The organism is Achromobacter sp. ISS7 (genome assembly GCF_056523125.1).
Map to the genome: position 1 here is coordinate 5781462 of NZ_JAWRZD010000001.1, position 21069 is coordinate 5802530.

The 21069-nt window shown below is 70.4% G+C and carries 20 protein-coding genes; 12 read left to right on the top strand and 8 right to left on the bottom strand.

Going from position 1 to position 21069, the window contains the following annotated elements:
• Positions 1 to 14 precede the first annotated feature (14 nt).
• Both AC1HFW_RS26165 and AC1HFW_RS26170 read right to left on the bottom strand, forming a co-directional pair.
• Positions 15 to 884 (bottom strand): glycosyl transferase, encoded by an 870-nt coding sequence (locus AC1HFW_RS26165; RefSeq protein WP_479285684.1) that lies wholly within the window; start codon positions 882 to 884, stop codon positions 15 to 17.
• A gap of 110 nt (positions 885 to 994) precedes the next feature.
• Complete coding sequence (locus tag AC1HFW_RS26170; RefSeq protein WP_479285686.1) at positions 995 to 1723, bottom strand: sulfite exporter TauE/SafE family protein; 729 nt, start codon at positions 1721 to 1723, stop codon at positions 995 to 997.
• A gap of 160 nt (positions 1724 to 1883) precedes the next feature.
• Here AC1HFW_RS26170 and pdxR point away from each other — a divergent pair, with 160 nt between their 5' ends.
• Positions 1884 to 3347 carry a MocR-like pyridoxine biosynthesis transcription factor PdxR gene (pdxR, locus tag AC1HFW_RS26175; RefSeq protein ID WP_479285687.1) on the top strand — a complete coding sequence of 488 codons (1464 nt, stop codon included), beginning with the start codon at positions 1884 to 1886 and terminating at the stop codon, positions 3345 to 3347.
• Between the two features lie 158 nt (positions 3348 to 3505).
• Complete coding sequence (locus AC1HFW_RS26180; RefSeq protein WP_116519691.1) at positions 3506 to 4270, top strand: class II aldolase/adducin family protein; 765 nt, start codon at positions 3506 to 3508, stop codon at positions 4268 to 4270.
• Between the two features lie 82 nt (positions 4271 to 4352).
• Here AC1HFW_RS26180 and AC1HFW_RS26185 read toward each other — a convergent pair whose 3' ends face one another.
• Both AC1HFW_RS26185 and AC1HFW_RS26190 read right to left on the bottom strand, forming a co-directional pair.
• Positions 4353 to 5141 (bottom strand): hypothetical protein, encoded by a 789-nt coding sequence (locus AC1HFW_RS26185; RefSeq protein ID WP_479285688.1) that lies wholly within the window; start codon positions 5139 to 5141, stop codon positions 4353 to 4355.
• A 110-nt stretch (positions 5142 to 5251) separates the two neighbouring features.
• The gene (locus AC1HFW_RS26190; RefSeq protein ID WP_061073450.1) at positions 5252 to 6151 is read right to left on the bottom strand and encodes a LysR family transcriptional regulator; all 900 of its coding nucleotides are present in this window, start codon (positions 6149 to 6151) and stop codon (positions 5252 to 5254) included.
• Between the two features lie 90 nt (positions 6152 to 6241).
• On the opposite strand from AC1HFW_RS26190, the gene AC1HFW_RS26195 reads away from it, so the two are divergent.
• Positions 6242 to 7213, top strand: a complete 972-nt coding sequence (locus tag AC1HFW_RS26195; RefSeq protein ID WP_479285690.1) for a D-2-hydroxyacid dehydrogenase family protein — start codon at positions 6242 to 6244, stop codon at positions 7211 to 7213.
• Between the two features lie 46 nt (positions 7214 to 7259).
• Here AC1HFW_RS26195 and AC1HFW_RS26200 read toward each other — a convergent pair whose 3' ends face one another.
• Complete coding sequence (locus tag AC1HFW_RS26200) at positions 7260 to 8687, bottom strand: MFS transporter (RefSeq protein WP_479285692.1); 1428 nt, start codon at positions 8685 to 8687, stop codon at positions 7260 to 7262.
• A 99-nt stretch (positions 8688 to 8786) separates the two neighbouring features.
• Between AC1HFW_RS26200 and AC1HFW_RS26205 the strand changes: the two genes are divergently transcribed.
• The 3 genes from AC1HFW_RS26205 to AC1HFW_RS26215 are packed head-to-tail and all read left to right on the top strand — an operon-like array spanning position 8787 to position 10836.
• A complete protein-coding gene (locus tag AC1HFW_RS26205; RefSeq protein WP_006391148.1) occupies positions 8787 to 9446 on the top strand; it encodes an ArsR/SmtB family transcription factor in 660 nt (219 codons plus the stop codon).
• A gap of 23 nt (positions 9447 to 9469) precedes the next feature.
• Positions 9470 to 10345: an NAD(P)-dependent oxidoreductase gene (locus tag AC1HFW_RS26210; RefSeq protein WP_116519686.1), complete on the top strand. Its 876-nt coding sequence runs from the start codon at positions 9470 to 9472 to the stop codon at positions 10343 to 10345.
• Positions 10346 to 10386: 41 nt separating this feature from the next.
• Positions 10387 to 10836 (top strand): acetyltransferase, encoded by a 450-nt coding sequence (locus tag AC1HFW_RS26215; protein WP_116519685.1) that lies wholly within the window; start codon positions 10387 to 10389, stop codon positions 10834 to 10836.
• A 105-nt stretch (positions 10837 to 10941) separates the two neighbouring features.
• Here AC1HFW_RS26215 and AC1HFW_RS26220 read toward each other — a convergent pair whose 3' ends face one another.
• Entirely contained in the window at positions 10942 to 13251 is a 2310-nt protein-coding gene (locus AC1HFW_RS26220; RefSeq protein WP_479285695.1) for a molybdopterin-dependent oxidoreductase, read from the bottom strand.
• 235 nt (positions 13252 to 13486) lie between these two features.
• On the opposite strand from AC1HFW_RS26220, the gene AC1HFW_RS26225 reads away from it, so the two are divergent.
• Together AC1HFW_RS26225 and AC1HFW_RS26230 are read left to right on the top strand one after the other, a co-directional pair.
• Positions 13487 to 14422, top strand: coding sequence for a 4-hydroxy-tetrahydrodipicolinate synthase family protein (locus AC1HFW_RS26225; RefSeq protein ID WP_061073457.1), 936 nt, complete (start codon positions 13487 to 13489; stop codon positions 14420 to 14422).
• Positions 14423 to 14559: 137 nt separating this feature from the next.
• Entirely contained in the window at positions 14560 to 15573 is a 1014-nt protein-coding gene (locus tag AC1HFW_RS26230) for a Bug family tripartite tricarboxylate transporter substrate binding protein (protein WP_006391142.1), read from the top strand.
• Here AC1HFW_RS26230 and AC1HFW_RS26235 read toward each other — a convergent pair.
• Positions 15563 to 16546, bottom strand: a complete 984-nt coding sequence (locus AC1HFW_RS26235; RefSeq protein WP_479285698.1) for a GlxA family transcriptional regulator — start codon at positions 16544 to 16546, stop codon at positions 15563 to 15565. The two genes, AC1HFW_RS26230 and AC1HFW_RS26235, sit on opposite strands and share 11 nt — an antisense overlap.
• A 140-nt stretch (positions 16547 to 16686) precedes the next feature.
• On the opposite strand from AC1HFW_RS26235, the gene AC1HFW_RS26240 reads away from it, so the two are divergent.
• The 3 genes from AC1HFW_RS26240 (at position 16687) to AC1HFW_RS26250 (ending at position 18719) form a co-directional block, all read left to right on the top strand.
• A complete protein-coding gene (locus tag AC1HFW_RS26240) occupies positions 16687 to 17823 on the top strand; it encodes a DJ-1/PfpI family protein (protein WP_479285700.1) in 1137 nt (378 codons plus the stop codon).
• Between the two features lie 126 nt (positions 17824 to 17949).
• Positions 17950 to 18312: a GIY-YIG nuclease family protein gene (locus AC1HFW_RS26245; RefSeq protein WP_479285702.1), complete on the top strand. Its 363-nt coding sequence runs from the start codon at positions 17950 to 17952 to the stop codon at positions 18310 to 18312.
• Entirely contained in the window at positions 18309 to 18719 is a 411-nt protein-coding gene (locus AC1HFW_RS26250) for an AsnC family transcriptional regulator (protein WP_479285704.1), read from the top strand. The genes AC1HFW_RS26245 and AC1HFW_RS26250 overlap by 4 nt, the downstream gene beginning before the upstream one ends.
• Here the strand turns inward: AC1HFW_RS26250 and AC1HFW_RS26255 are convergent.
• On the bottom strand, positions 18679 to 19896 hold the full coding sequence (locus tag AC1HFW_RS26255) for an MFS transporter (RefSeq protein ID WP_479285706.1): 1218 nt from the start codon (positions 19894 to 19896) through the stop codon (positions 18679 to 18681). The two genes, AC1HFW_RS26250 and AC1HFW_RS26255, sit on opposite strands and share 41 nt — an antisense overlap.
• Before the next feature lie 93 nt (positions 19897 to 19989).
• On the opposite strand from AC1HFW_RS26255, the gene AC1HFW_RS26260 reads away from it, so the two are divergent.
• Positions 19990 to 20943: a helix-turn-helix transcriptional regulator gene (locus tag AC1HFW_RS26260; RefSeq protein WP_479285707.1), complete on the top strand. Its 954-nt coding sequence runs from the start codon at positions 19990 to 19992 to the stop codon at positions 20941 to 20943.
• Positions 20944 to 21069 lie beyond the last annotated feature (126 nt).

Genomic DNA, 21069 nt, shown 5'->3' on the forward strand with positions numbered 1-21069 from the left:
AAACCCGCCCGGAATCAGCCGCCCAGGGCGCCCGCCCACAGCCGCTGCACCCAAGAGCGGCGCGCCGGACGCGGCCGGTTGCCGGTGTAGTCCTTCTGCGAGGCCTTGACCACGTCGCCGAACGGCGCCTCGTTGCGGTAGTCGCAGGGCGAATGGCCGGCCGCCAGGGCTTCCTGGTAGTAGCGCTCGAACAGCTCGGCCAGGTCGGCCCGGGCGTGCGTCACCACCTCGCCGTCGAACCAGTGCTGGCGGCCTTCTGCGCGCAGGCGCGGCATCGCGTAGCGGTGCGAGAACTGCGTGCCCATGTCGGAATAGTGGAGGATGCCGATCTCGTCGCGCGCCAGGTTTTCGCCGTCGATGCTGTTGTAGCGGGCGTCCAGGTGCTGGACCAGTCGCGGCCGGTCGGCGAAGTAGTGCTTCATCTCGCGATTGGCGTGGCGCTTGGCGCGCAGGGCTTCCAGCGTGGGCAGGTGGGCGCGGGCCCGGGCGCAGTCCCACAGTGCCACGCAGGAGCGCCAGCCGTCGCCGTCGCGGCGGCCCGCGACGATGGCCTCGCCGTCCAGCGGCAGGTCCCAGATCTCGGCCAGGTCGCACAGTACCAGCATGTCGGCGTCCATGTACAAGGCGCGGCCCTGGAAGCCGGCGGCGGCCGGCACCGCCCAGCGGAAGGCCGAGAACGGCGTCGACCATTTTTCGGTGCGCCAGCCGCGGCCGCGCTCCGGATCGCAGTACCAGGGGCTGGCGGGGTCGCGCGACAGGCGCATCCAGGTGATCTCGACCGGACGCGAGGCATGCTTGCGGGCGCTGAAGTCCAGCACCATCATCTGTTCGAGATCGCAATCGTTGGGGTCGCAGCCGACAAAGATCCTGATGGGGTCTTGCATGGTGTCTCCGTCATTCCAGGTCGTCATGGCGCGCCGAGCCCCGCTTGCCGGCGAACCTGAATTATTCCTGAATTGTAGACGGACTTACCCGCGAACGGCGGGTTTTGGCCTCAGAACGCCTGGATCAGCATGTTGATGCCGGCAATCAGCAACACCAGCAGCACGATGCGGTTGAACACCTCGACATTGACGCGTTGGTACAGGCGCCGGCCGAGCCAGGCGCCGATCAACGTGCCCGGCAGCGCGCGCCAGGCCAGCGACAGGACCTCGCCGTCGAGATAGCCCGAGACCGCCTGCGACGCCAGCGCCACCGCCAGGATCGACAGGTTGAAGGACTGGAACACCGCGCGCCGCTCGTCCTTGCTCCAGCCCTGCAGCCCGGCCCACAGCGTGGGCAGCGGACCGGACAGCCCCGCGATGCCGCCCAGCAGGCCGCCGCCCAGGCCCACCAGGCCGTCGGCCAGGCGGCTGCTGCGCGGCAGGCGGTAGTGGCCGTTCAGCAGCAGCGCGGTGCACAGCGTCATCAGCAGCAGTCCCAGGCCGCCCTGGAACAGCCGTGGCGACACATGGGGCAGCACGGCGACGCCGGCCGGCACGCCCAGCAGGCCGCCGATGATGAAGGGCGCGGTGCGGCGCAGGTCGATGGCGTGCCAGATCGACGGCAGGGTCTGCAGCTGCGAGACCACCGAACAGATAATGACCAGCGGCGAGGCCAGCGCGGGCGGCAGCGCCAGCAGCCAGATCGGCAGGGCCGTCAGGCCGGTGCCGAAGACGGTCAGGCCGGAGACCAGGCCGCCGGCCAGGGCGCCGCCGGTGATGAGGAGCGGGTCGTAAGACATGCGAAGCGGGGAGGGCGGGACGGGCCATACTTGTAGCGCCCATCGCCGCCGCCGCAACCGTCCGCTTTGCCGATGTCCGCCCTACCAGTGCGGGGCGGGGGCGGCGCGGCGGGCGCCGATGCCACTAAAATTCCGGCTGACCCGTTCCGCGCTTTCCGCCATGACATCCGCCGCCGTCACCTGGCTGGTGCTGGACCGGCCCCAGGGCGATCTCGAAGGGCAGCTGTGCCGGGCCATTCGCGAACGCGTGCTGGCGGGCCGGCTCGGCGCCGGCGAAAAACTGCCGTCGACCCGCGCCCTGGCGCTGGCGTTGCGGATCGCCCGCTCGACCGTGGTGCAGGCCTACGACCGCCTGCGCGCGGAGGGCTATATCGAAACGGTGCGCGGCTCCGGCACCCGGGTCGCGGCGCGGCAGCCGCGGCCGCTGGCGGGCGCGCCCGCTGCGCCGCCGCCGTCACCGCTGGCGCCCGCTGCGCCGCCGCCGTCACCGCTGGCGCCGGCCGCGCGCAGCCTGCCGTTCCAGCCCGGCATTCCCGACCTCAAGAGCTTTCCGGCGGCCGCCTGGTCGCGCTGCGTCGCCGGCCGCATCAAGTCGCTGCGCGTGCATGACCTGGGCTACGGACCGGTCGCCGGCCTGCCGGCCTTGCGCGCCGCGATCCTCGCGCACGTCGGCGCCGCGCGCGGGGTGGTGGCGCAGGTCGACCAGGTGGTGATCCTGCCATCGGTGGCGGCCGCGATCGAGCTGCTGGCCCGCGTCGTGCTGACGCCGCGGGCGCCCGTCGCGTGGATCGAGGACCCCGGCTACCCGAAGGCGCGCGCCCTGTTGCAGCGGGCCGGGGCGCGGCTGGCGCCGGTGCCTTGCGACGACGCTGGCATCGATCCGGCGCGCGCCGCCGATGGTCCGCCGCGCCTGATCTACGTGACCCCGTCGCACCAGTGCCCCACCGGCGCCACCCTGACCCTGCCGCGGCGCCTGGCGCTGCTGGAGGCGGCGCAACGCCACGACGCCTTCATCATCGAGGACGACTACGACAGCGAGTTCCGCTACGCCACGCGGCCGATCGCGGCGCTGCAGGGCATCGACACCGGCCAGCGCGTGGCCTATGTCGGCACGTTCTCCAAGACCCTGGCGCCGGGGTTGCGGGTGGCCTACGCCATCCTGCCGCCGGCGCTGGTGGCGCCGTGCCTGGCCGACATGGCGCTGCGCCAGGGCGAGGTCTCGATCCACATCCAGGCCGGCCTGGCGGATTTCCTGGACGACGGCCATTTCCGCGGCCATATCCGCCGCATGCGCGGCGTCTACGCCGAGCGCATGGACAACCTGGTGGGCGCGCTGACGCGGCATTGCGGCCGGTGGCTGCGGGTGGCCGATGGCGCCGGCGGCCTGAAGCTGGCGGTCCGGTTCCGCGACGCCGCCATCGACGACCACGCGGTGGTGCAGGCGCTGGCGCGGGCCGGCTATGGCGCCAGGACCTATTCGGAATTCTGCCTGGCCGCGCCGCAGCCGGGGCTGGTGTTCGGCATCGGCCAGGCCACGCCGGCGCGCGCCGAGGCGCTGGCGCTGTGCCTGGCGGCCATCCTGCGCGGCGCGTCGGCCGGGCGGCGCGCGGACGGCGCGTCCTGAGGCGGGGCATCGCGCCGGGTCCGCGTGCTTGCCGCCGCCGCGTTGCACGCCGCGGACGCTTGCCTTGTCCACGCCACCAGCGGCGCGCAAACGGAATACAGTGCGCAACAGACCCCGCCGCGTTCCCGTGGCGGGAGAACACCACGAAGGGAGACAGCATGGATACGGCAGGTCAAACGGGCGCCAGCGTGCGCGAACGGGTCGGCGAGACGGAATGGCAGGTGCGCAAGGACCTGGCGGCGCTCTACCGGCTGGTGGCGCTGTTCGGGTGGGACGACCTGATCTTTACGCACATCACGGCCAAGGTGCCGGGCACCGAGCATTTCCTCATCAATCCCTACGGCATGATGTTCGACGAGATCACGGCGTCCAGCCTGGTCAAGATCGACTTGCACGGGCGCAAGGTGATGGACTCGGAATACGACATCAATCCGGCCGGCTTCACCATCCACAGCTGTATCCACGCGGCCCGCAAGGACGCCATGTGCGTGCTGCACACGCATTCCATCAACGGCGTGGCGGTGTCGGCGCAGAAGGAAGGCCTGCTGCCGCTGTCTCAGTTCGCGTTCATCGTGCTGCGTTCCCTCGGCTATCACGACTATGAAGGCCTGGCGCTCAATCCCGAAGAGCAGCCGCGGCTGGTGCGCGACCTGGGCGGCAACAACTACCTGATCCTGCGTAATCACGGCTTGCTGACGGTGGGGCAGAGCATGGCCGAGGCGTTCCAGGCCATGCACCGGCTGGAAGCGGCCTGCATGGTGCAGGTGCGGGCGCAGGCGGGCGGCGAACTGACGTTCATTCCGCCCGAGGTGCTGGCGCGCGCGGCGGTGGAATCGCCGGCCGACCGCGCCCACAAGGCCTCGCTGGCATGGCCGGGCCTGCTGCGCCGGCTGGACCGGCGCAATCCGGGCTACGCCGACTGACGGCGCCGGCGGCCGGGCGCATTGCGCCGCGGCGGCGGGACAGGCAGGGCCGGGACACCGCCAAGGTGGCCGGGCCCGCGCGTCACTTCTTCTTGGGATGCGGTTCCAGGAACTCGGCGCAGTCCGGCACCGGCGTGGCGGGCCGGTAGACCGAGCCCTCTTCCTGCCACTTGTAGGTCACCGTGTAGCTGCACTGCTTGTCGGCCCGCGGCTGCAACTGCGCGGCCGTCGGCGCGGGCCGCTTGCCCGGATCGGCGTAGCGGCTGGCGTCGGCCGGGCTGCGCGTGGCCTGGGTGGTGACTTGCAGGTCCGGATACGGCTGCTTGCTGGGCAGGGCCTTCACCGTGGCGTCATAGCGGTAATAGTCCATGCAGTTGCCTTCGCGGCGCTTCTCGTCGGCCTCGTTGGCGCAGGCGCGGATGCCGGCCTTGGCGGTGTAGGGAATCAGGTGCGCCAGGGCCGAGGACTTGTCGCCCAGGTCGACCATGAACAGGTACAGGTCGCGGCGCGAGAAGCTGCCGCCGGGGAACTGGATCTCTTCCTTGTAGTCCGGTTCGTTCGGGCCGATCACGCCGACCAGCGCGCGCTCCTCGCTCAGGCGGATGAGGTGCGGCCAGACGGTGAAGCGCGTGAAGTTCGGGATGTCGGGCAGGTCCCAGAAGCGGTAGTCGGCGCGCAGGGTGCGGCTGGTGGCGAACGGGCCATTGTCCTCGAAGCCGCCGTCGACCTTGATCCCCACGCACCAGTCGGCCTGCTCGTTGCAATACAGCTGGTTTTGCGGGTTGAGCGTCAGGGGCTCGACATCGGGCTGCACCGCGGACGCGGCGGCGGGCAGGACGGCGCAGAGCAGCAACGCAAGGGCTTTGTTCATCGTGGTTCCTAGTGGATCGGGAAAAGCGCCGGCGCATTGTGGCCCGATTTTTCCGGCGAAGCGTCACCAATTGTATAAAGCGGTGCGAAAGTTCCGCGCCCGGCAGCGCCTCAGCGCGGCCCCTGCTCGCGGTGCCGCAGGATCAGGTCGTGCAAGGCCTGGGCGGCGGGCGACAGGTGCGCGCCCTTGCGGCTGATGAGCGAAAAAGTGCGGCCCACCACCGGCGTGTGCAGCGACACCACCCGCAGCCCCGGATACGAACCGGCCTGCCAGGCCAGCCGCGGCACCACGGCGATGCCGGCGCCGGCGGCCACCAGCCCGACCGCGGTCGAGCTGCGCTGCACTTCATAGAAGGCGGTCAGCCGCGGCGCCAGTTCGGCCAGCGCGTGGTCGAGCAGCGGCCGGTTGTTGCTGCTGGTGCCCGGAAAGATCAGCCGATGGCCTTCCAGCTTTTCCCAGGGCAGCGTGCGGCGGCGCGCCAGCGGATGGTCTTCGCGGCAGATCAGCACGAAGTCGTCCTGCAGCAGCGGGATGCTCTGCAGCGTGGGGGCGTGGGTCTCGGCGATGTTGATGCCGAACTCGGCTTCACGCGTGAGCACCGCCTGCGCCACCGCGCCGGATGAATGGTCCAGCACCTTGACGCGGTTCTGCGGATGTTCGGCGCTGTAGCGCTGCAGGATGTGCGGCAGGTAGTGCACGCCGATGGTCGGCACACAGGCCAGCGTCACGTCGCCGCGCTGGGCCTTGCCGGTTTCACGGATCTCGGTGAGCGCCGCGGCCAGGTCGGCCAGCAGCCGGCGCGCCTGCGGCAGGAAGCTGTCGCCGGGCGGCGTCAGCGCCACCGAGCGGGTGGTGCGTTCCACCAGCCGCACGCCCAGGAACGATTCCAGGTTCTGCAGCCGGCGGCTCAATGCGGTCTGGGTGATGCTGAGCTCGCCGGCGGCGCGGCGAAAGCTCTTGTGATCCGCGATCGCCACGAAGGCCTGTACGCCGAGCACGTCGATTTTCATGAGGAAAACGCATCAATTGACTAATTAATATCATTTTACGGTCGGCTGGCGCGCGCCCACAATGCCCGCATCCGAGGAGGACGACAGACCATGAACATCACCATTCTGGACGATTATTTCGACACGCTGCGGGGCTTGCCCTGTTTCCGCAAACTCGACGGCCACGCCGTCACGGTCTGGAACGACCACGTGCAGGACGTGGACGCGCTGGCCGAGCGCCTGCGCGACACCGAGGCGCTGGTGCTGATCCGCGAGCGCACCCAGATCCGCGCGCCGCTGATCGCGCGCCTGCCCAAGCTGCGGCTGATCAGCCAGCGCAGCGTCTATCCGCACATCGACGTCGACGCCTGCACCGAGCATGGCGTCATCCTGTCGTCGAACCAGCACGCCGGCACGCCGTCGTACGCGGCCGCCGAACTGACCTGGGGGCTGGTGCTGGCCGGCATGCGGCGCATTCCGCAGGCGGTGCAACTGCTCAAGCAGGGCACCTGGCAGACCGGCATGGGCCGCACGCTGCGCGGCCGCACGCTCGGCATCTACGGCTATGGCCGCATCGGCGCCGAAGTGGCGCGCTACGGCGCCGCCTTCGGCATGAAGGTGCTGGTGTGGGCGCGCGAGGCCTCGCGCCAGCGGGCCCGCGACGACGGCTGGGACGTGGCGCCCGACAAGCAGGCCTTCTTCGAGACTTGCGACGTGCTGTCGCTGCACATGCGGCTGGTGCCGGACACGCGCGGCATCGTCACGGCGGCGGACCTGGCGCGGATGAAGCCGTCGGCGCTGCTGGTGAACACCAGCCGCGCCGGCCTGATCGAGCCCGGCGCGCTGGCGCAGGCGCTGCGCGCGGGCCGGCCGGGCGCGGCGGCGGTGGACGTGTTCGAGTCGGAACCGATGACCGATCCGCAGCATCCCTTGCTGCAACTGCCCAACGCCCTGTGCACGCCGCACATCGGCTACGTCACCGAAGACGAATACGAGACCCAGTTCTCCGACGTGTTCGACCAGATCGTCGCCTACGCCGCCGGCAAGCCGATCCACGTGATCAACCCCGCGGTCCTGGCCTGACGGCCGTTGCACGGACGCGGCGGGGCGCCGTCCCGCCGCGCCGGCTTCACGCGCGTTTCAGGCGGCCGGTCAGCAGGACGGCCGCGGCCGGCGCGAGGGCGAACACCCCAAACAGCACCAGCGCCGCGTTTTTGGCGCCGTCGATGCCGCCCGGCTGGGTCAGGCCGCCGGCATTGGCGACCACGCCGGCCAGCGCCGCGGTCAGGGCGGTGGCGTACAGCTGCACCGTGGTGATCGACGACGACGCCAGCGTTTCCTCGCCCGGCGCGGCCGCCGAGAACACCCGCGTCAGCAGATGCGGCCAGCCCAGGCCGATGCCGAAGCCCACCGCCGTCAGCGCGATGCCGTGCAGGATCGGGCCGAGCGACGCCGGCTGCCAGGCGACCACCGGCATGGTGGCCGCCAACGCCACCAGCGCGGCCAGCACCACCAGCGGACTTGCACGGATCAGGCGCCAGGCTCGGGCCGGCTCGCGGCCGGCGCTGTAGATCGAGGCCAGCGTCCAGCCGCCCGCCATTAGCGCGGTCATGTAGCCCGCGGCCAGCGGCGTCATCGCGTGCGCCACCTGCAGGAAGTAGGGCACGAAGATCTCGGTGGTCAGGGCCGCCACCAGCAGGCTCATGATGGCGTACAGCAGGCCCAGCTGGGTGCCGAGCGAATAGGCGCCGGTCGGTAGCAGCTTGGCGCGGGCGCGGGTATCGATGCGGGCGATGGCGGCGGCGATGGCGATGCCCGCCACGATGCCGGCGGCGTTCCAGGCCAGGCTCTGCGACAGGCCGGCGGCCGAGATCGCCAGCACCGACAGCACCAGCAGCGTGATGGTCAGCCAGGGCACCGGGCCCGATGCCGATTCGCCCGCGCTCTTGCCGCGGAACTGGCTGGCCACGATCAGCGCCAGCAGCAGCGCCACCGGCACCAGCACCCAGAACGCCGGCCGCCAGTGGCCGCTCTGCGCGAACACGCCGCCGATGGCCGGGCCGCCCAGGGTGGCCACGCCCCACATGCCGGACACCAGCGCCATCGCCCGCGGCCACAGCCGCGCGTCGAACACGACCCGGATCAAGGCATAGCTCAGCGCGAACAGCACGCCGCCGCCCAGGCCCTGTACCGTGCGGCCCAGCAGCAGTGCCGGCATCGACGGCGCCAGCGCGCAGCCGATCGCGCCGGCCGAGAACACCGCCAGCGCCAGCAGGTACGCCAGGCGCGGGCCGAGGCGGTCGATGAGCTTGGCCGACAGGGCCGAGCCGACGATCGAGGCGGCCACGAACAGGGTGGTGTTCCAGGCGTAATAGGCCAGCCCGCCGATCTCGCGGATGATGGTCGGCAGGATGGTGGTGACGACGTAGATGTTGATGGCGTGCAACGCGACGCCGCCGGCCAGCGCGATCGAGCGCAGCCCGTTCCTGCCGCGCAGCAGGTCGCCCCAGGAGGCGGGGGCGGCCGTCGCGGCGGACGCGGGGGGAGGGGATGACATGGGGGGCTCCTCTTTTGTAAATTATCAATCCAACAAATGATGGAATGATAGGAAGATGATATGGTCGCGTCAATGAAGACCCTGCCGCCGACTCTGCCAATGACCGATCCCGCCGCCGATTCCCTCGATGACCTGGCCGAGGCCGCCAAGACCCTCGGCCATCCGCATCGCCTGGCCCTGTTGCAGGCGGTGCTGCAGCGCGAAAGCACGGTCGAGCAGCTGGCCCTGGGATCGGGGCTGTCGGTCACCAATGCCTCGCAGCATCTGCAGCAGCTCAAGCGCGCCGGCTTCATCCAGTCGCGCCGCGACGGCAAGCACGTGCTGTATCGCGGCGGCGCCGGCCCGGTGTCGGAAGTGTTGTCGGCCTTGCAGGACTACCTGTCGCACCAGCGCCAGGAAATGCGGCGCGTGGCGGCCGACAGCGTCAATCGCCCCGAGCAGCTCGAAGCGGTCTCGATCGAGCAACTGACCGCCAGGCTCGACGAGGGCGCGCTGCTGCTGGACGTGCGTTCGCGCGAGGACTACGCCGCCGGCCATATCCCGGGGGCGGTCAATATCCCCACCGAGGAACTGGAGCCGCACCTGGCGCAGCTGCCGCGCGACCAGAACATCGTGGCCTATTGCGGCGGCCGCTATTGCGTGCTGTCGATGCGCGCGGTGGCACTGCTGCGCGCCCGCGGCTTCCAGGCGCAGCGCCTGGGCGACGGCTTTCCCGCCTGGAAGGCGGCCGGCCTGCGCGTCGAGGCCACGCGCCACTGATCACAACCAAGCAGGAGACACACATGGATATCGGATTCATCGGCCTGGGCGTCATGGGCACGCCAATGGCGCTCAACCTGGCCCGCGCCGGCACGCCGCTGGTGGTCTGGAGCCGTTCCCCCGGCGGCTACGACGCGCTGCGCGCCGCGGGCGCGCGCGTGGCCGACGATGCCGGCCAGGTCTACGCGCAGTGCCGCACCGTGATCCTGATGCTGGCCAACGACGCGGCCATCGACGCGGTGCTGGCGCGTGGCACGGACGACTTCGCCGCGCGCGTGCGCGGCCACGTGATCGTCAACATGGGCACCACCTCGGCCGACTTCTCGCGCCAGCTCGGCGCGGATATCGAAGCAGCCGGCGGCCGCTACGTCGAGGCGCCGGTGTCGGGCTCGCGCAAGCCGGCCGAAGCCGGGCAACTGGTGGTGATGCTGGCCGGCCATGACGACGACGTCGCCGCCGTGCGCGAGCTGGTGCGGCCGTTGTGCCGCGACAGTTTCGTCTGTGGCGCGGTGCCGTCCGCGCTGGCCATGAAGCTGTCGGTCAACCTGTTCCTCATCACCATGGTCACGGGCCTGACCGAGTCGGTGCATTTCGCCGCGCGCCAGGGCATCGACCTGGCCCTGTTCGCCGAGGTGCTGAACGCCGGGCCGATGGCCAGCGACGTGTCGCGCGTCAAGCTGGGCAAGCTGGTGACGCAGGATTTCTCGGTGCAGGCGGCGATCACCGACGTCCTCAAGAACAGCCGCCTGGTGGCCGAGGCCGCGCGCAGCGCCGGCATCGCCTCGCCGCTGCTCGACGCCAGCCATGCGCTGTACGGCGAGACCGAGGCCCAGGGCCTGGGCGCGTCCGACATGGTGGCCGTCATCCGCGCCATCGAACGGCGCACCGAGGCCGGCTGACGCCTCGCCGCGCTATCTTCCTTTCTTTTTTCCGTAGCACCATGATCACCCTGAGAACCTCCACCCCCGCCGACGGCGAACGCGTCGTCGACATCTGGCGCCGCGCCGTCGATGCCACCCATGATTTCCTGTCGCCGCGGGACCGGCGCGATATCGAGGCCGAAGTGGTGGGCTTCCTGCCCGCCGCCACGCTCGACCTGGCGGTCGACGCGGACGATCGCGCGCTGGCCTTCATGCTGCTGGACGGCGGCCACATGGAAGCGCTGTTCGTCGATCCCGACGCGCGAGGCACGGGCGTCGGCCGCGCGCTGGTCGAAGACGCGCTGCGGCGCCATCCGGGCCTGAGCACCGACGTCAACGAGCAGAACGCGCAGGCGATCGGTTTCTATGAACGGCTGGGGTTCGAGCGCACCGGGCGTTCCGATCGCGACGGCCAGGGGCGGCCTTACCCGCTGATCCATTTGCGTCATCGCGCGGCCGCGCCGGTATGAGCCCGGTCTTCAAGTCCGAGCGCCCTGCCGAGGCGGTGCGCGCGGCCTAGCAGGGCGCACGGGCCGTCGGTTGCCGCGCTCCCGCCCGGGCGCGCGCTTGCGCCGCTACGCCATCGTTCGCGTTTGCAGCGCCGGCGGCTCGAAGGCCCGCACCGGCGGCGCGTCGCCATTCCAGCGCTCCACCTGCACCAGCGCCGACAGGGCGCTGGGGCCCTGCGCCAGCCGCGAGGTGCCCACGTCCACCGTCAGCACGTTGGGATTGCCGTGGCGTTCCAGCGCGCCATCCTGCGGATCGAACCAGGCGCCGGTCGGCATCACCACCACGCCGCGCAGCAGGTCGGCGCTGAGCTGCGCGCCGCCCAGGCAGGCGCCGCGATCATTGAATATCCGCACCACATCGCCCTGCGCGATGCCGCGCTCGGCGGCATCGTCGGGATGCAGCAGCACCGCCTCGCGGCCGGCGACCTTGTTGGCGCGGGTGGCCGGGGCCGGGTCCAGCTGCGAGTGCAGGCGGTCGGCGGGCTGGCAGGTGACCAGGTGCAGCGGCCAGCGCGCCGCGCGTTCGGCGCCCAGCCATTCCACCGGCGGCAGCCAGGCCGGATGCGGCGGGCAGTCGTCGTAGCCGAATTCGGCGATGGCCGCGCTGTGCAGTTCGAGGCGGCCTGAGCGGGTCTTGAGCGGATGCGCGGCGGGATCTTCGCGGAACTGCTCGAACAGCACGAAGTCGCGCGTCGGCGGCGGCAGCGCGACGTGGCCGCGATCCCAGAATTCGTCGAAGGCCGGCAGCGTCAGTTGCGCCGCTTCCCAGGCCGGCCGCATCTGTTCGTAGATGTGGCGGATCCAGGTCATCTCGTCGCGGCCTTCGGTGAAGGCGTGCTCGAACCCGCCGCGCGCGGCCAGTTCGCGGTAGATGTCGAAGTCGTTGCGGCTGTGGCCCACCGGCGCCACCGCCTGCCGCATCGCCAGCAGGTAGCGGTCGCGCGACGAGCCGCCGATGTCGTTGCGTTCCAGCGTGGTGGTGGCCGGCAGCACGATGTCGGCGCGGCGCGCGGTGGGCGTCCACCACGGCTCGTGCACGATGATGGTCTCGGGCCGGGCCCAGGCACGCGCCAGGCGGTTCAGGTCCTGGTGATGATGGAACGGATTGCCGCCCGCCCAGTAGACCAGGCGGATGTCGGGATAGGCGCCGGTCCTGCCGTTGAATTCGTACGGCTCGCCCGGCTGCAGCAGCATGTCGGTCAGGCGCGCCACGGGGATCGAGGCGCCGGCCGGATTGCGGCCGGCGCGCATCTCCGGCGCGGGCAGGTCGGGGCGCGGATTGCCGGCGCCGTTCATCGAGCCGTGGCCAAACGCGAAGCCGCCGCCGGGCAGGCCGATCTGGCCCAGCAGCGCGGCCAGCGCGACGCTGCCCCAGTAAGGCTGTTCGCCGCGATGGCCGCGTTGCAGCGACCACGAGCACGACAGCAGCGTGCGGGTGCCGGCCGCGTCCCGCGCCAGCGCGCGGATGGTGGCGGCCGGCACGCCGCAGATGCGCTCGGCCCAGGCCGCGTCCTTGGGCTGGCCGTCGGCGCGGCCCAGCAGGTAGTCGGCGTACTGCTCGAAGCCGTTGCAGCAGCGCGCCAGGAAGTCGCGGTCGTGGCGGTCCTCGGCCAGCAGCGTGTGGGCCATGCCCAGCATCATCGCGGCATCGGTGTTGGGGCGGATGGGGATCCATTCGGCCGCCAGGGCAGCCGGCGCGTCGCCGCGCGTGGGGCTGACCACCACGGCGCGCATGCCGGCCTGGCGCGCTCGCGCCAGCCAGCCCGGCGCGCTGTGGTCGCCCGCGCCGCCCGAGGCGATCTGGGTGTTGCGCAGCGGGATGCCGCCAAACGCGATCAGCAGCCGGGTGTGTCCGACCACGCTGTTCCAGTCGGTGATGCGGCCGGTGACGGGCGCGTAGGTGCCGATGATGTGCGGCAGCAGGAACTGCGCCGCGCCCCAGCTGTAGTTGCCGGATTGGTCGACGCAGCCGCCGCCGGCATACAGGAAGCGGTGCGTCAGGGTGCGCGCGTGATGCAGCCGTCCCGCCGACGACCAGCCATACGAGCCGCCAAAGATGGCGGTCGGCCCATGCCGCGCGCGCACGCGTTGCAATTCATCGTGCACCAGCGCCAGCGCGGTGTCCCAATCGACTTCCACGTAACCGTCGACGCCGCGCAGCTCGGGCGCGCCGCGGTGCCTGAGCCAGCTGGCGCGCACGCTGGGGCGGGCGATGCGCAGCGGCGAGTGCACCATGTCGGGCATCGCGTGGATAAGCGGGGACGGAGCCTGGTCGTGCGCGAAGGGCTCGCAGCCGATGACGCGGCCGTCGCGCACCAGCGCGGTGTACGCGCCCCAGTGAGACAGGGACGGATAACGGGATATCGCTTCGGACATGCGGGCGGCGCCGTGAAAAGCGTATTGTTATGGAAATCTTAATAACTTAACGGCATTGCCTTAGAAATTCTTTGTCTTTCAGGCCCCGCTAAAGTGTGGAAAATAGAAAAATTTTCGGGGCCGCTCTTCCTATACTGCGAAAGCAGCAAGGGGAATGGTCAGGTGCAGGCGCCAACGACCGCGCGCCAGCCTGGCTTTTTTTGATTGAGCAGTCCTTCCGCATGTGGAGCAGGTCATGAGCAAAATGAAAATCCAGGGGTCCTTCGTCGCCATCGTCACGCCGTTCAATCGTGACGGCAGCGTCGATTTCAGCGCCTTCCGCAGTCTGTTGAAGTTCCAGGAAGACAACGGCACCGCCGCTGTGCTGATCATGGGATCCACGGGTGAGGTCTCGCTGCTGTCGCCCGAAGAGCGCCGCCAGGTGATCGTCGAGACGGCCAAGATGAAGACCGGCAAGATGAAGCTGTTCTACGGCTGCACCGGCAACAACACCGACAGCACCATCGACTACCTGAAGTTCGCGCGCGCCAACGGCGCCGATGGCGCGATCCTGGCCGCGCCCGCCTACATCTGCGCGTCCGAAGCCGACACCGAAGCCTATTTCCTCGAAGTGGCCGACGCCACCGACCTGCCCCTGGGCATCTACAACAACCCGCCGCGGGTCAAGAGCGACCTGCACTGGGACCAGCTGCTGCGCATCTTCAAGCACCCCAACTACGTGGTGCACAAGGAATCGACCACCCGCGTCGGCCAGGTGGCGCAAGTGCTGCGCGGCCGTCCCGACGTGTCGGTGATGTGCTGCGACTCGCCCAACCTGGGCCTGGTGGTGCCCACCATGAGCCTGGGCGGCCACGGCACCGCCAACATGACCGGCAACATCGCGCCCGCCGAGATGGCCGACATCTCGCGTCCGTGGGACACGCCGGACGTGTCGGTCAGCTTCCGCGAAGGCTACCTGGGCCTGCTGCCGATGCTGCACTACTCGTACTCGGCCATCAACCCGGTCGCCATCAAGTCGCTGATGAAGGCGGTGGGCCTGCCGGTCGGCGACCTGCGCCGTCCGCTGCGCGGCCTCGAGGGCGACGCGCTGGCCAAGGGCCTGCGCATCGTGCGCGAACTGGGGCTGGACACCAAGTACGGCTTCAGCTCCGCGCAGCTCAAGGCGGCCTGATTCCCCTGTTCCGGCGGCTATAGCCGCCGGATTCATTTTGACGATCCACGACATGGTGGCCGCGAGCGTCGCGGCCGGTGGCGTGGTCGGCCCCTGCGCGTCCGGAATGGACGCGCCCTCGCCAAGAGAGACTCATCATGTTCCGTTCGCCATCCCGTCCCGCGCCGTTCACCCGGTTGCTCGCCACCGCCCTGGCGGTCGTGGGCGTCACCTGCGGCGCCAGCGCGCTGGCCGCCGATACCGCCGGCTATCCGCAACGCCCGATCACGCTAGTGGTGCCGCATCCGCCGGGCGGCTCGGTCGACGGCGTGGCACGCCTGTATGCCGAGCAACTGAGCAAGGAACTGGGCCAGTCGGTGGTGGTGGAAAACCGCGCCGGCGCTTCGGGCATGATCGGCGCCGCCTACGTGGCGCGGGCCGCGCCGGACGGCTACACGCTGTACCTGAACGCGTCCATCCACGCCATCAACCCGCTGCTGTACAAGAAGACCATCAAGTTCGACTCGGTCAAGGACTTCACCCCGATCAGCGAATTGGCGCAGGGCGCGCTGATCTTCAGCGTCTACCCCAAGGTGCCGGCCAACAACGTGGGCGAATTCGTGAAGGTGCTCAAGGCCGAGCCGCAGAAGTACTCGTTCGCCACCAGCGGCTTCGGCTCGGCGGGCCACCTGGCCGCCGCCTCGTTCCTGCATGACAACGGCCTGGACCAGATCCCCATCGTGCTCTACCGCGGTGGCGGCCCGGCGCTGTCCGACCTGGTCGGCGGGCAGGTGCAGGGCCTGATCGATCCGATGTTGTCGTCGCTGCCGATGGTGCGCGCCGGCAAGCTCAAGGCGCTGGCGGTGACGGGCGCCGAGCGCAGCCCGCTGCTGCCCGACCTGGCCACCATGAAGGAACAGGGGCAGAAGAACTTCGAGTTCTATTCCTGGTACGGCGTATGGGGCCCGGCCAACCTGCCGGAACCGGTGCTGCGCAAGCTGGAAGGCGTGTCGGCCAAGGTGATGGCCAATCCCAAGATCGTCGAGCAGTTGAACGGCCTGGGCTTCGAACCCTCGGTCAAGAATTCGGCGGCCTTCGCCAAGTTCATCGACGCCGAGATGAAGCGCTACCAGGTCATCATCGACCAGGCCAATATCAAGATCACGGAGTAAGCGGGCGCGCGCCGGCGCGGTATTGCGTGGGGCTCAGGCCGAAGCGGCGCTGGAACGCCTTGGCCAGCCGGCTTTCCGAACCGAAGCCGGCGGACCGCGCCAGGAGCTTGAGCGGTTGGCCGGCTTCCAGTCCGGTGCGCACCGTTTCGAGTCGCAGCGCTTCCAGAAAGGCCCGCGGGGTGTATCCGGTGTCACGCGTGAAGCCGCGATGGAAGGTGCGGGGGGTCTGGCCGGCCATGGACGCCATGCGTTCGACATCGATGGCTTCGGCCAGGTGGCCGCGCAACCAATCGACCAGTTCGCCATAGGCGCCCGCCTGCCCCTCGAGGATCAGCGAGTATTGCGCCTGATTGCCCGGGCGGCGCAAGGCCAGGTTGAGTTGCCGCGCCACCCGCGCCGCGAGCCAGCGGCTCGAATCCTGTTCGACCATGGCCAGGCACATGTCGATGCCGGCGGTGATGCCGCCCGAGGTCCAGCAGCGTCCATCCTGCACATAGAGCGCATCCGGCTCCACCTGCAATCCGTTGAAGTATCGCGCCAGCAACTGCGCCGAGGCCCAATGCGTCGCCACGCGCCGGCCCGCCAGCATGCCCCAATGGGCCAGCAGGAACGCGCCGGTGCAGACGGAGGCCAGGCGCCGCGCCCGTGTGCCGGCCTGCATGATCCACGCCTGCAGGACGTCGTCCGCGGCGGCCTGCAGCAGGCCCTCGCGTTCGCCGCCGGCCACGATCACCGTATCGAGCGTGGCGGGATCGACGCTGCCGGCCGCTTCGGTCTGCAGCACCACGCCGTTGGACAGCCTGACCGGCCCGCCCGCGCTCGACAGCACGGCGATCTGGTAGGGCGTATCCACGCCCAGCGCGCTGGCCATGGAAAAGACATCGGCGGGACCGGCCACGTCGAGATGCTGCACGGTCGGATAGACAACGATGGCGACCCGGCGCGGCGCGCGGGCGGGAGACGGTCGTGGCATGGGAAATGGGGAGTGGGCCTGGTGGAATCTTAGCGCGATCATGTGGCAGAAAACGGCAGGGTTTTGTCATTGCTGCCACGCGCGATGTGCCCCTAGGCTGTCGGGGTTGAGGCTTGGCCTCGTCGTGGAACAGGGGTGTCATGGTGGACAGGCGGGTAGGGGTGGGGCTGGTGGCGGCATTGCTGGCGGCGGCCGTCGTGGCGGCTGCGCTGGTATGGCGCGATCCCGGTGGGGTGCCGGCACCGCCGTCGGGATCGCAGGCCGCGCCGCTGCCCGCGCCGCGGTCGTCTGCCGCGGGGCGCCTGCCGCGGATCGTGGTGCTGGCGCACAACGCCAATACCGAGTTGACCGACTTCGTGGTGCCCTATGCGGTGCTCAAGCGCTCGGGCGTTGCCGAGGTCTGGGCGTTGGGGCTGGATCCCGGGCCGGTGCGCTTCTTCCCCGCCTTGCGGGCGCAGCCGGACGCCGACGTCGCCACGTTCGACGCGCGTCATCCGGACGGCGCCGACTACGTGATCGTGCCCGCGGTGCACGAGGATGCCGATCCGCGCTTGCTGGCCTGGGTGCGCGCGCAGGTCGCCAAGGGCGCCGTCGTCATCGGCATTTGCGATGGGGTGTGGGTATTGGCCCGGGCCGGCCTGCTGGATGGCCACGAGGCGGTCTCGCATTGGTATTCACGGGCGGCGCTGGCGCGCGATTTCGCGTCGGTGCGGTGGCGCCAGGACCGTCGCTATGTCGCGGATCGCAACGTGGTGACGACAACCGGCGTCAGCGCCTCGATTCCCGTGTCGCTGGCGCTGGTGGAGACGCTGGCCGGCCGGCCGCGCGCGCAGGCGTTGGCGCGCCAGCTGGGCCTGGCGGATTGGGGCGACGCGCATCCGGGCAAGGACTTTCATCTGGGGCCGCGGCATCTTTACACGGCGGCGAGCAATATCGCCGCCTTCTGGCGGCATGAGACGCTGCGGGTCGAGCTGGCGCCCGGCATGGATGACCTGCGGCTGGCGCTGCTCGCCGACGCCTACGCCCGCAGCTATCGGACGTCGCTGGTTGCGGCCGCGCCGAGGCCGCAACCCGTCAGATTGGCCAGTGGCCTGGCTTATCTGCCCGAGCCGATTCCGCCGGCCGGGTTGTCCTTGCCGCTGCCTTTGGGCGCCCTGACGGCGCGGGGGGAAACTCCGGTGTTGGACGCCATCCTGCATGAAATGGCGGTTCGTTATGGGTCTGCCACCGCCCGCTTCGTGGCGTTGCAATTGGAATATCCCATGGACCCGCCTTGAAGGCGATTGCCGGCCAGGGATGAAATATTTATCCGGGTAGTATTGTCTATTTTTATTTACCCGGATAAAATTATCCACCTGACTCGCGGATCCCCGGCGGGTGTTCCATGCGGATGAGCCCTGGACATGACAGACCGACACCTCCTCAAACGGCAGTACCTGGATACCAAGACCCTGGCCGGCGTCTACGCGATCCGCAACCGGATCAGCGGGCGCGCGCTGGTGGCCGGCAGCGCCAACGCCGATGGCGCGCTCAACCGGCACCGCTTCGAGTTGCGCCAGGGCACCCATCGCAATGCGCTATTGCGCCGCGATTGGCTCGCGCATGGCGAAGACAGTTTCGTGTTCGAGGTGCTGGACCGGGTCAAGCCGCGCGCCGATCCGGCGTTCGACGCGGCGCGGGAACTGGAGGACCTGGTGGCGTTGTGGCGCCAGGACATCCCCTGCCAGGGCGAGGCGGGCTACGAGCCGGCGGGAGCCGCGCCATGACCGGCAGCGCTATTGAGGCCTGCCTGGCCTGGCATGGCGACTACACCGGCTTGCGGTGCCAGCTCGACGACGTGCTGGCCACGCACCACGGCATCGACTTCGACGACTTCGCGCTGTTGCACCGGCTGGCGCGGGCGGGGGGCCAACCGGTGGCGCTGGCGGCGCTGGCCGCCGCCCTGGGCGCTTCGCGTTCGGCGATGCTGCGGCGCCTGCGGCCGCTGGAAAAGACCGGGCTGGTGAGCGGGGCGGGCGCCGCCGCCGGCTATCGCGTCGCGTTGCGGCCTGCCGGCTTGCGCCTGCTGCGGGTGGCGGACGAGGACGTCGCGGATCGCTGGACCCGCGCCCCGGCGGCGCAGGCCGCGCCGCTCACGGCGCCGTCGGGTCCGGCAACGGCTGGCGCGGCTTGACCGCCGCGGCCAGCGCCACCAGCAGCAACAGGCTGGCCGCGACCACGTACGGCATCCACGGCTGCACGCCATACAGCAGCGTGCACACCAGCGGCGCCACCACCATCGCCATGCCCTGCACCGCGATCACCGAGCCGGCGGCGATGCCTTGCTCGTCGGCCGTGACGGCGTTGGCGGCCAGGGTCTGGATCGACGGGAACACCAGTCCCATGCCGGCGGCCATGACCGCGTAGCACGCCACCAGGCCGGCGGCGCCGCTCAGCACCGGCACCAGCAGGAAGCCGACGCCGGCCAACAGCGCGCCGCCCGCCAGGCAGCGTGCCGCGTTCATGCGGCGCGCCTTGGCCAGCCCCACCTGCACCAGGATAAGCATGATGCCGACGGTGGTCATGGCCCAACCGGCGGTCCGCGCCGCGGGGCCGGGTTCCTGGCGCAGCGCGTCCATGGCGTAGAAGCCGACGATCATCTGCGCGGTAATGACGGCGCTCATGGCCAGCAGCATGGCGGCCAGTGGCAGCCGCAGCCGCCGGTCGCTCAGTTTCAGCGGCGGCGTGGCGCGCGGTTCGTGCGCGGCGTCGGACGGCAGCTTCGCGGCCAGCCACAGCGTGCCCAGCAGGGGCAGCACGGCGGCGATGTAGAGCGGCAGCGTCAGGCTGTCCTTGACCAGCAGGCCGCCGATGGCGGGCCCCAGCACCATGCCCAGGCCGTTGGCCGCGCCGAGCTTGGCCATCATCGCGCCGCGTTGCGCCGGCGGAGTGATGTCGGCGATGCGGGCCGCGCTGACGGTGGGCATGGCGGCGTAGAAGGCGCCGATCAGCGCGCGCAGCGCCATCAACGCCAGCAGCGCCAGCCACACCGGCGGCGGCTCGCGCAGCATCAGGTCCAGGCCCACCGCCAGCAGCAGGTAGCTGACGATGTAGCCCGCGGCGGCGCGCAGCAGCACGCGGCGGCGGCCGACGCGATCGCTGCGGCCGCCCCAGTAGCGCGCCATCAGCATCCACAGCACGCCGGCCACGGTGACGACCAGCCCGCCATGCCATTCGGCCAGCCGCAGGCCGCGCACCACCGGGCCGATGACGGGCATGAAGGCCATGATGGCGGTCAGGCACAGGGTGTTGAAGACGAACAGGGCGGCGGCTTCGTTCGGGCGGCGAGGGGTGTCTGGCAATTGCGGCATGAAAGGCTGGATGCGGATGAAAATTGTTATCATCCAGGCCAGGCGGCGGCCGCGCTAGCGAATCCGCGCCGGAAATCGCGGAATTGGAAAAAAATGGCCTCTCAGCCTCGACTCGCTCCGGATCGCGCCGCGCCGCTCACCGCGCAGGACCTGCTGCGCCTGCTGCCGCCCGACTGGCTCGAGATCCGCACCCAGCATGAACTGCCGGGCGGCATCTCGATCGGCTGCCTCGACGGCCGGCCGCAGTCCGATTGGGCCGCCAGCGGCGCGGCCGAATCCAGCGTCGGCGTGGCGATCGTGCTCGACGGGCAGTTCGGCCTGGGCTTCGAGGGCGGCGCCGCCCTGCGCGTGCAGCCGGGCAGCGTCATCCTGCACGGCACCGCCGAGCCGGTGCCCGGCTGGGATGAGTTCAAGGGCCGGCGCGCCATCCGCGCGGTCGACATCCGGTTTTCCAGCGACGCCGTGCGCGCCTTGTGGTGGCGCACCTTGCGGCAGGTGCCGTCCGCCGCCTTCGCGGCCGATGGCAGCGTGCCGGCGCGCGATGCGCAACTGGCGATGCTGCCGCTGTGGCCTGGCCTGGCGCGCGTGGCCAGCGAGATCCTGGCCTGGAACCAGGATCGCGGCGAGATCGCCGCGCTGTATCTGCAAGGCAAGGCCCAGGAGGCGCTGGCGCTGACCCTGGCGCATCTGGCGGGCCGCGGCGCGGCCGACCTGCCGCCGCCGGCGGATCGCAAGCGGCTGGCCGAAGCCCACCGCCGCATTCAGCGCGACTACGCCGATTGCGGCAGCGTGCGCCAGCTGGCGCAGGCCGTCGGCCTGAGCGAAAAGCGGCTGCAGGCCGGCTTCATGTCGCTCTACGGGCAATCGGTGCATGGCTGCCTGCTGCATGCCAGGATGGACGCGGCCGCGCGCCTGTTGCGGCGCGGCTGCTCGGTCACCGAGACCGCCTACAGCATCGGCTTTTCCAGCCTCAGCCATTTCATCAAGGCCTTCAAGGCGCATCGCGGCGCCACGCCCACGGCCTGGCTGCGCGGCGCCGCGCAGTAGCCGCGCAGGCGCCGCGCGCCTGGGGGGTAGCGGTAATACCGGTATCGCGGCTGGCCTTGCTGCGGGGGGCGAGGCTGGCAACAATCCCGGTTCCGCGACTCCCGTCCGACAGCGACAAGGCTTTCC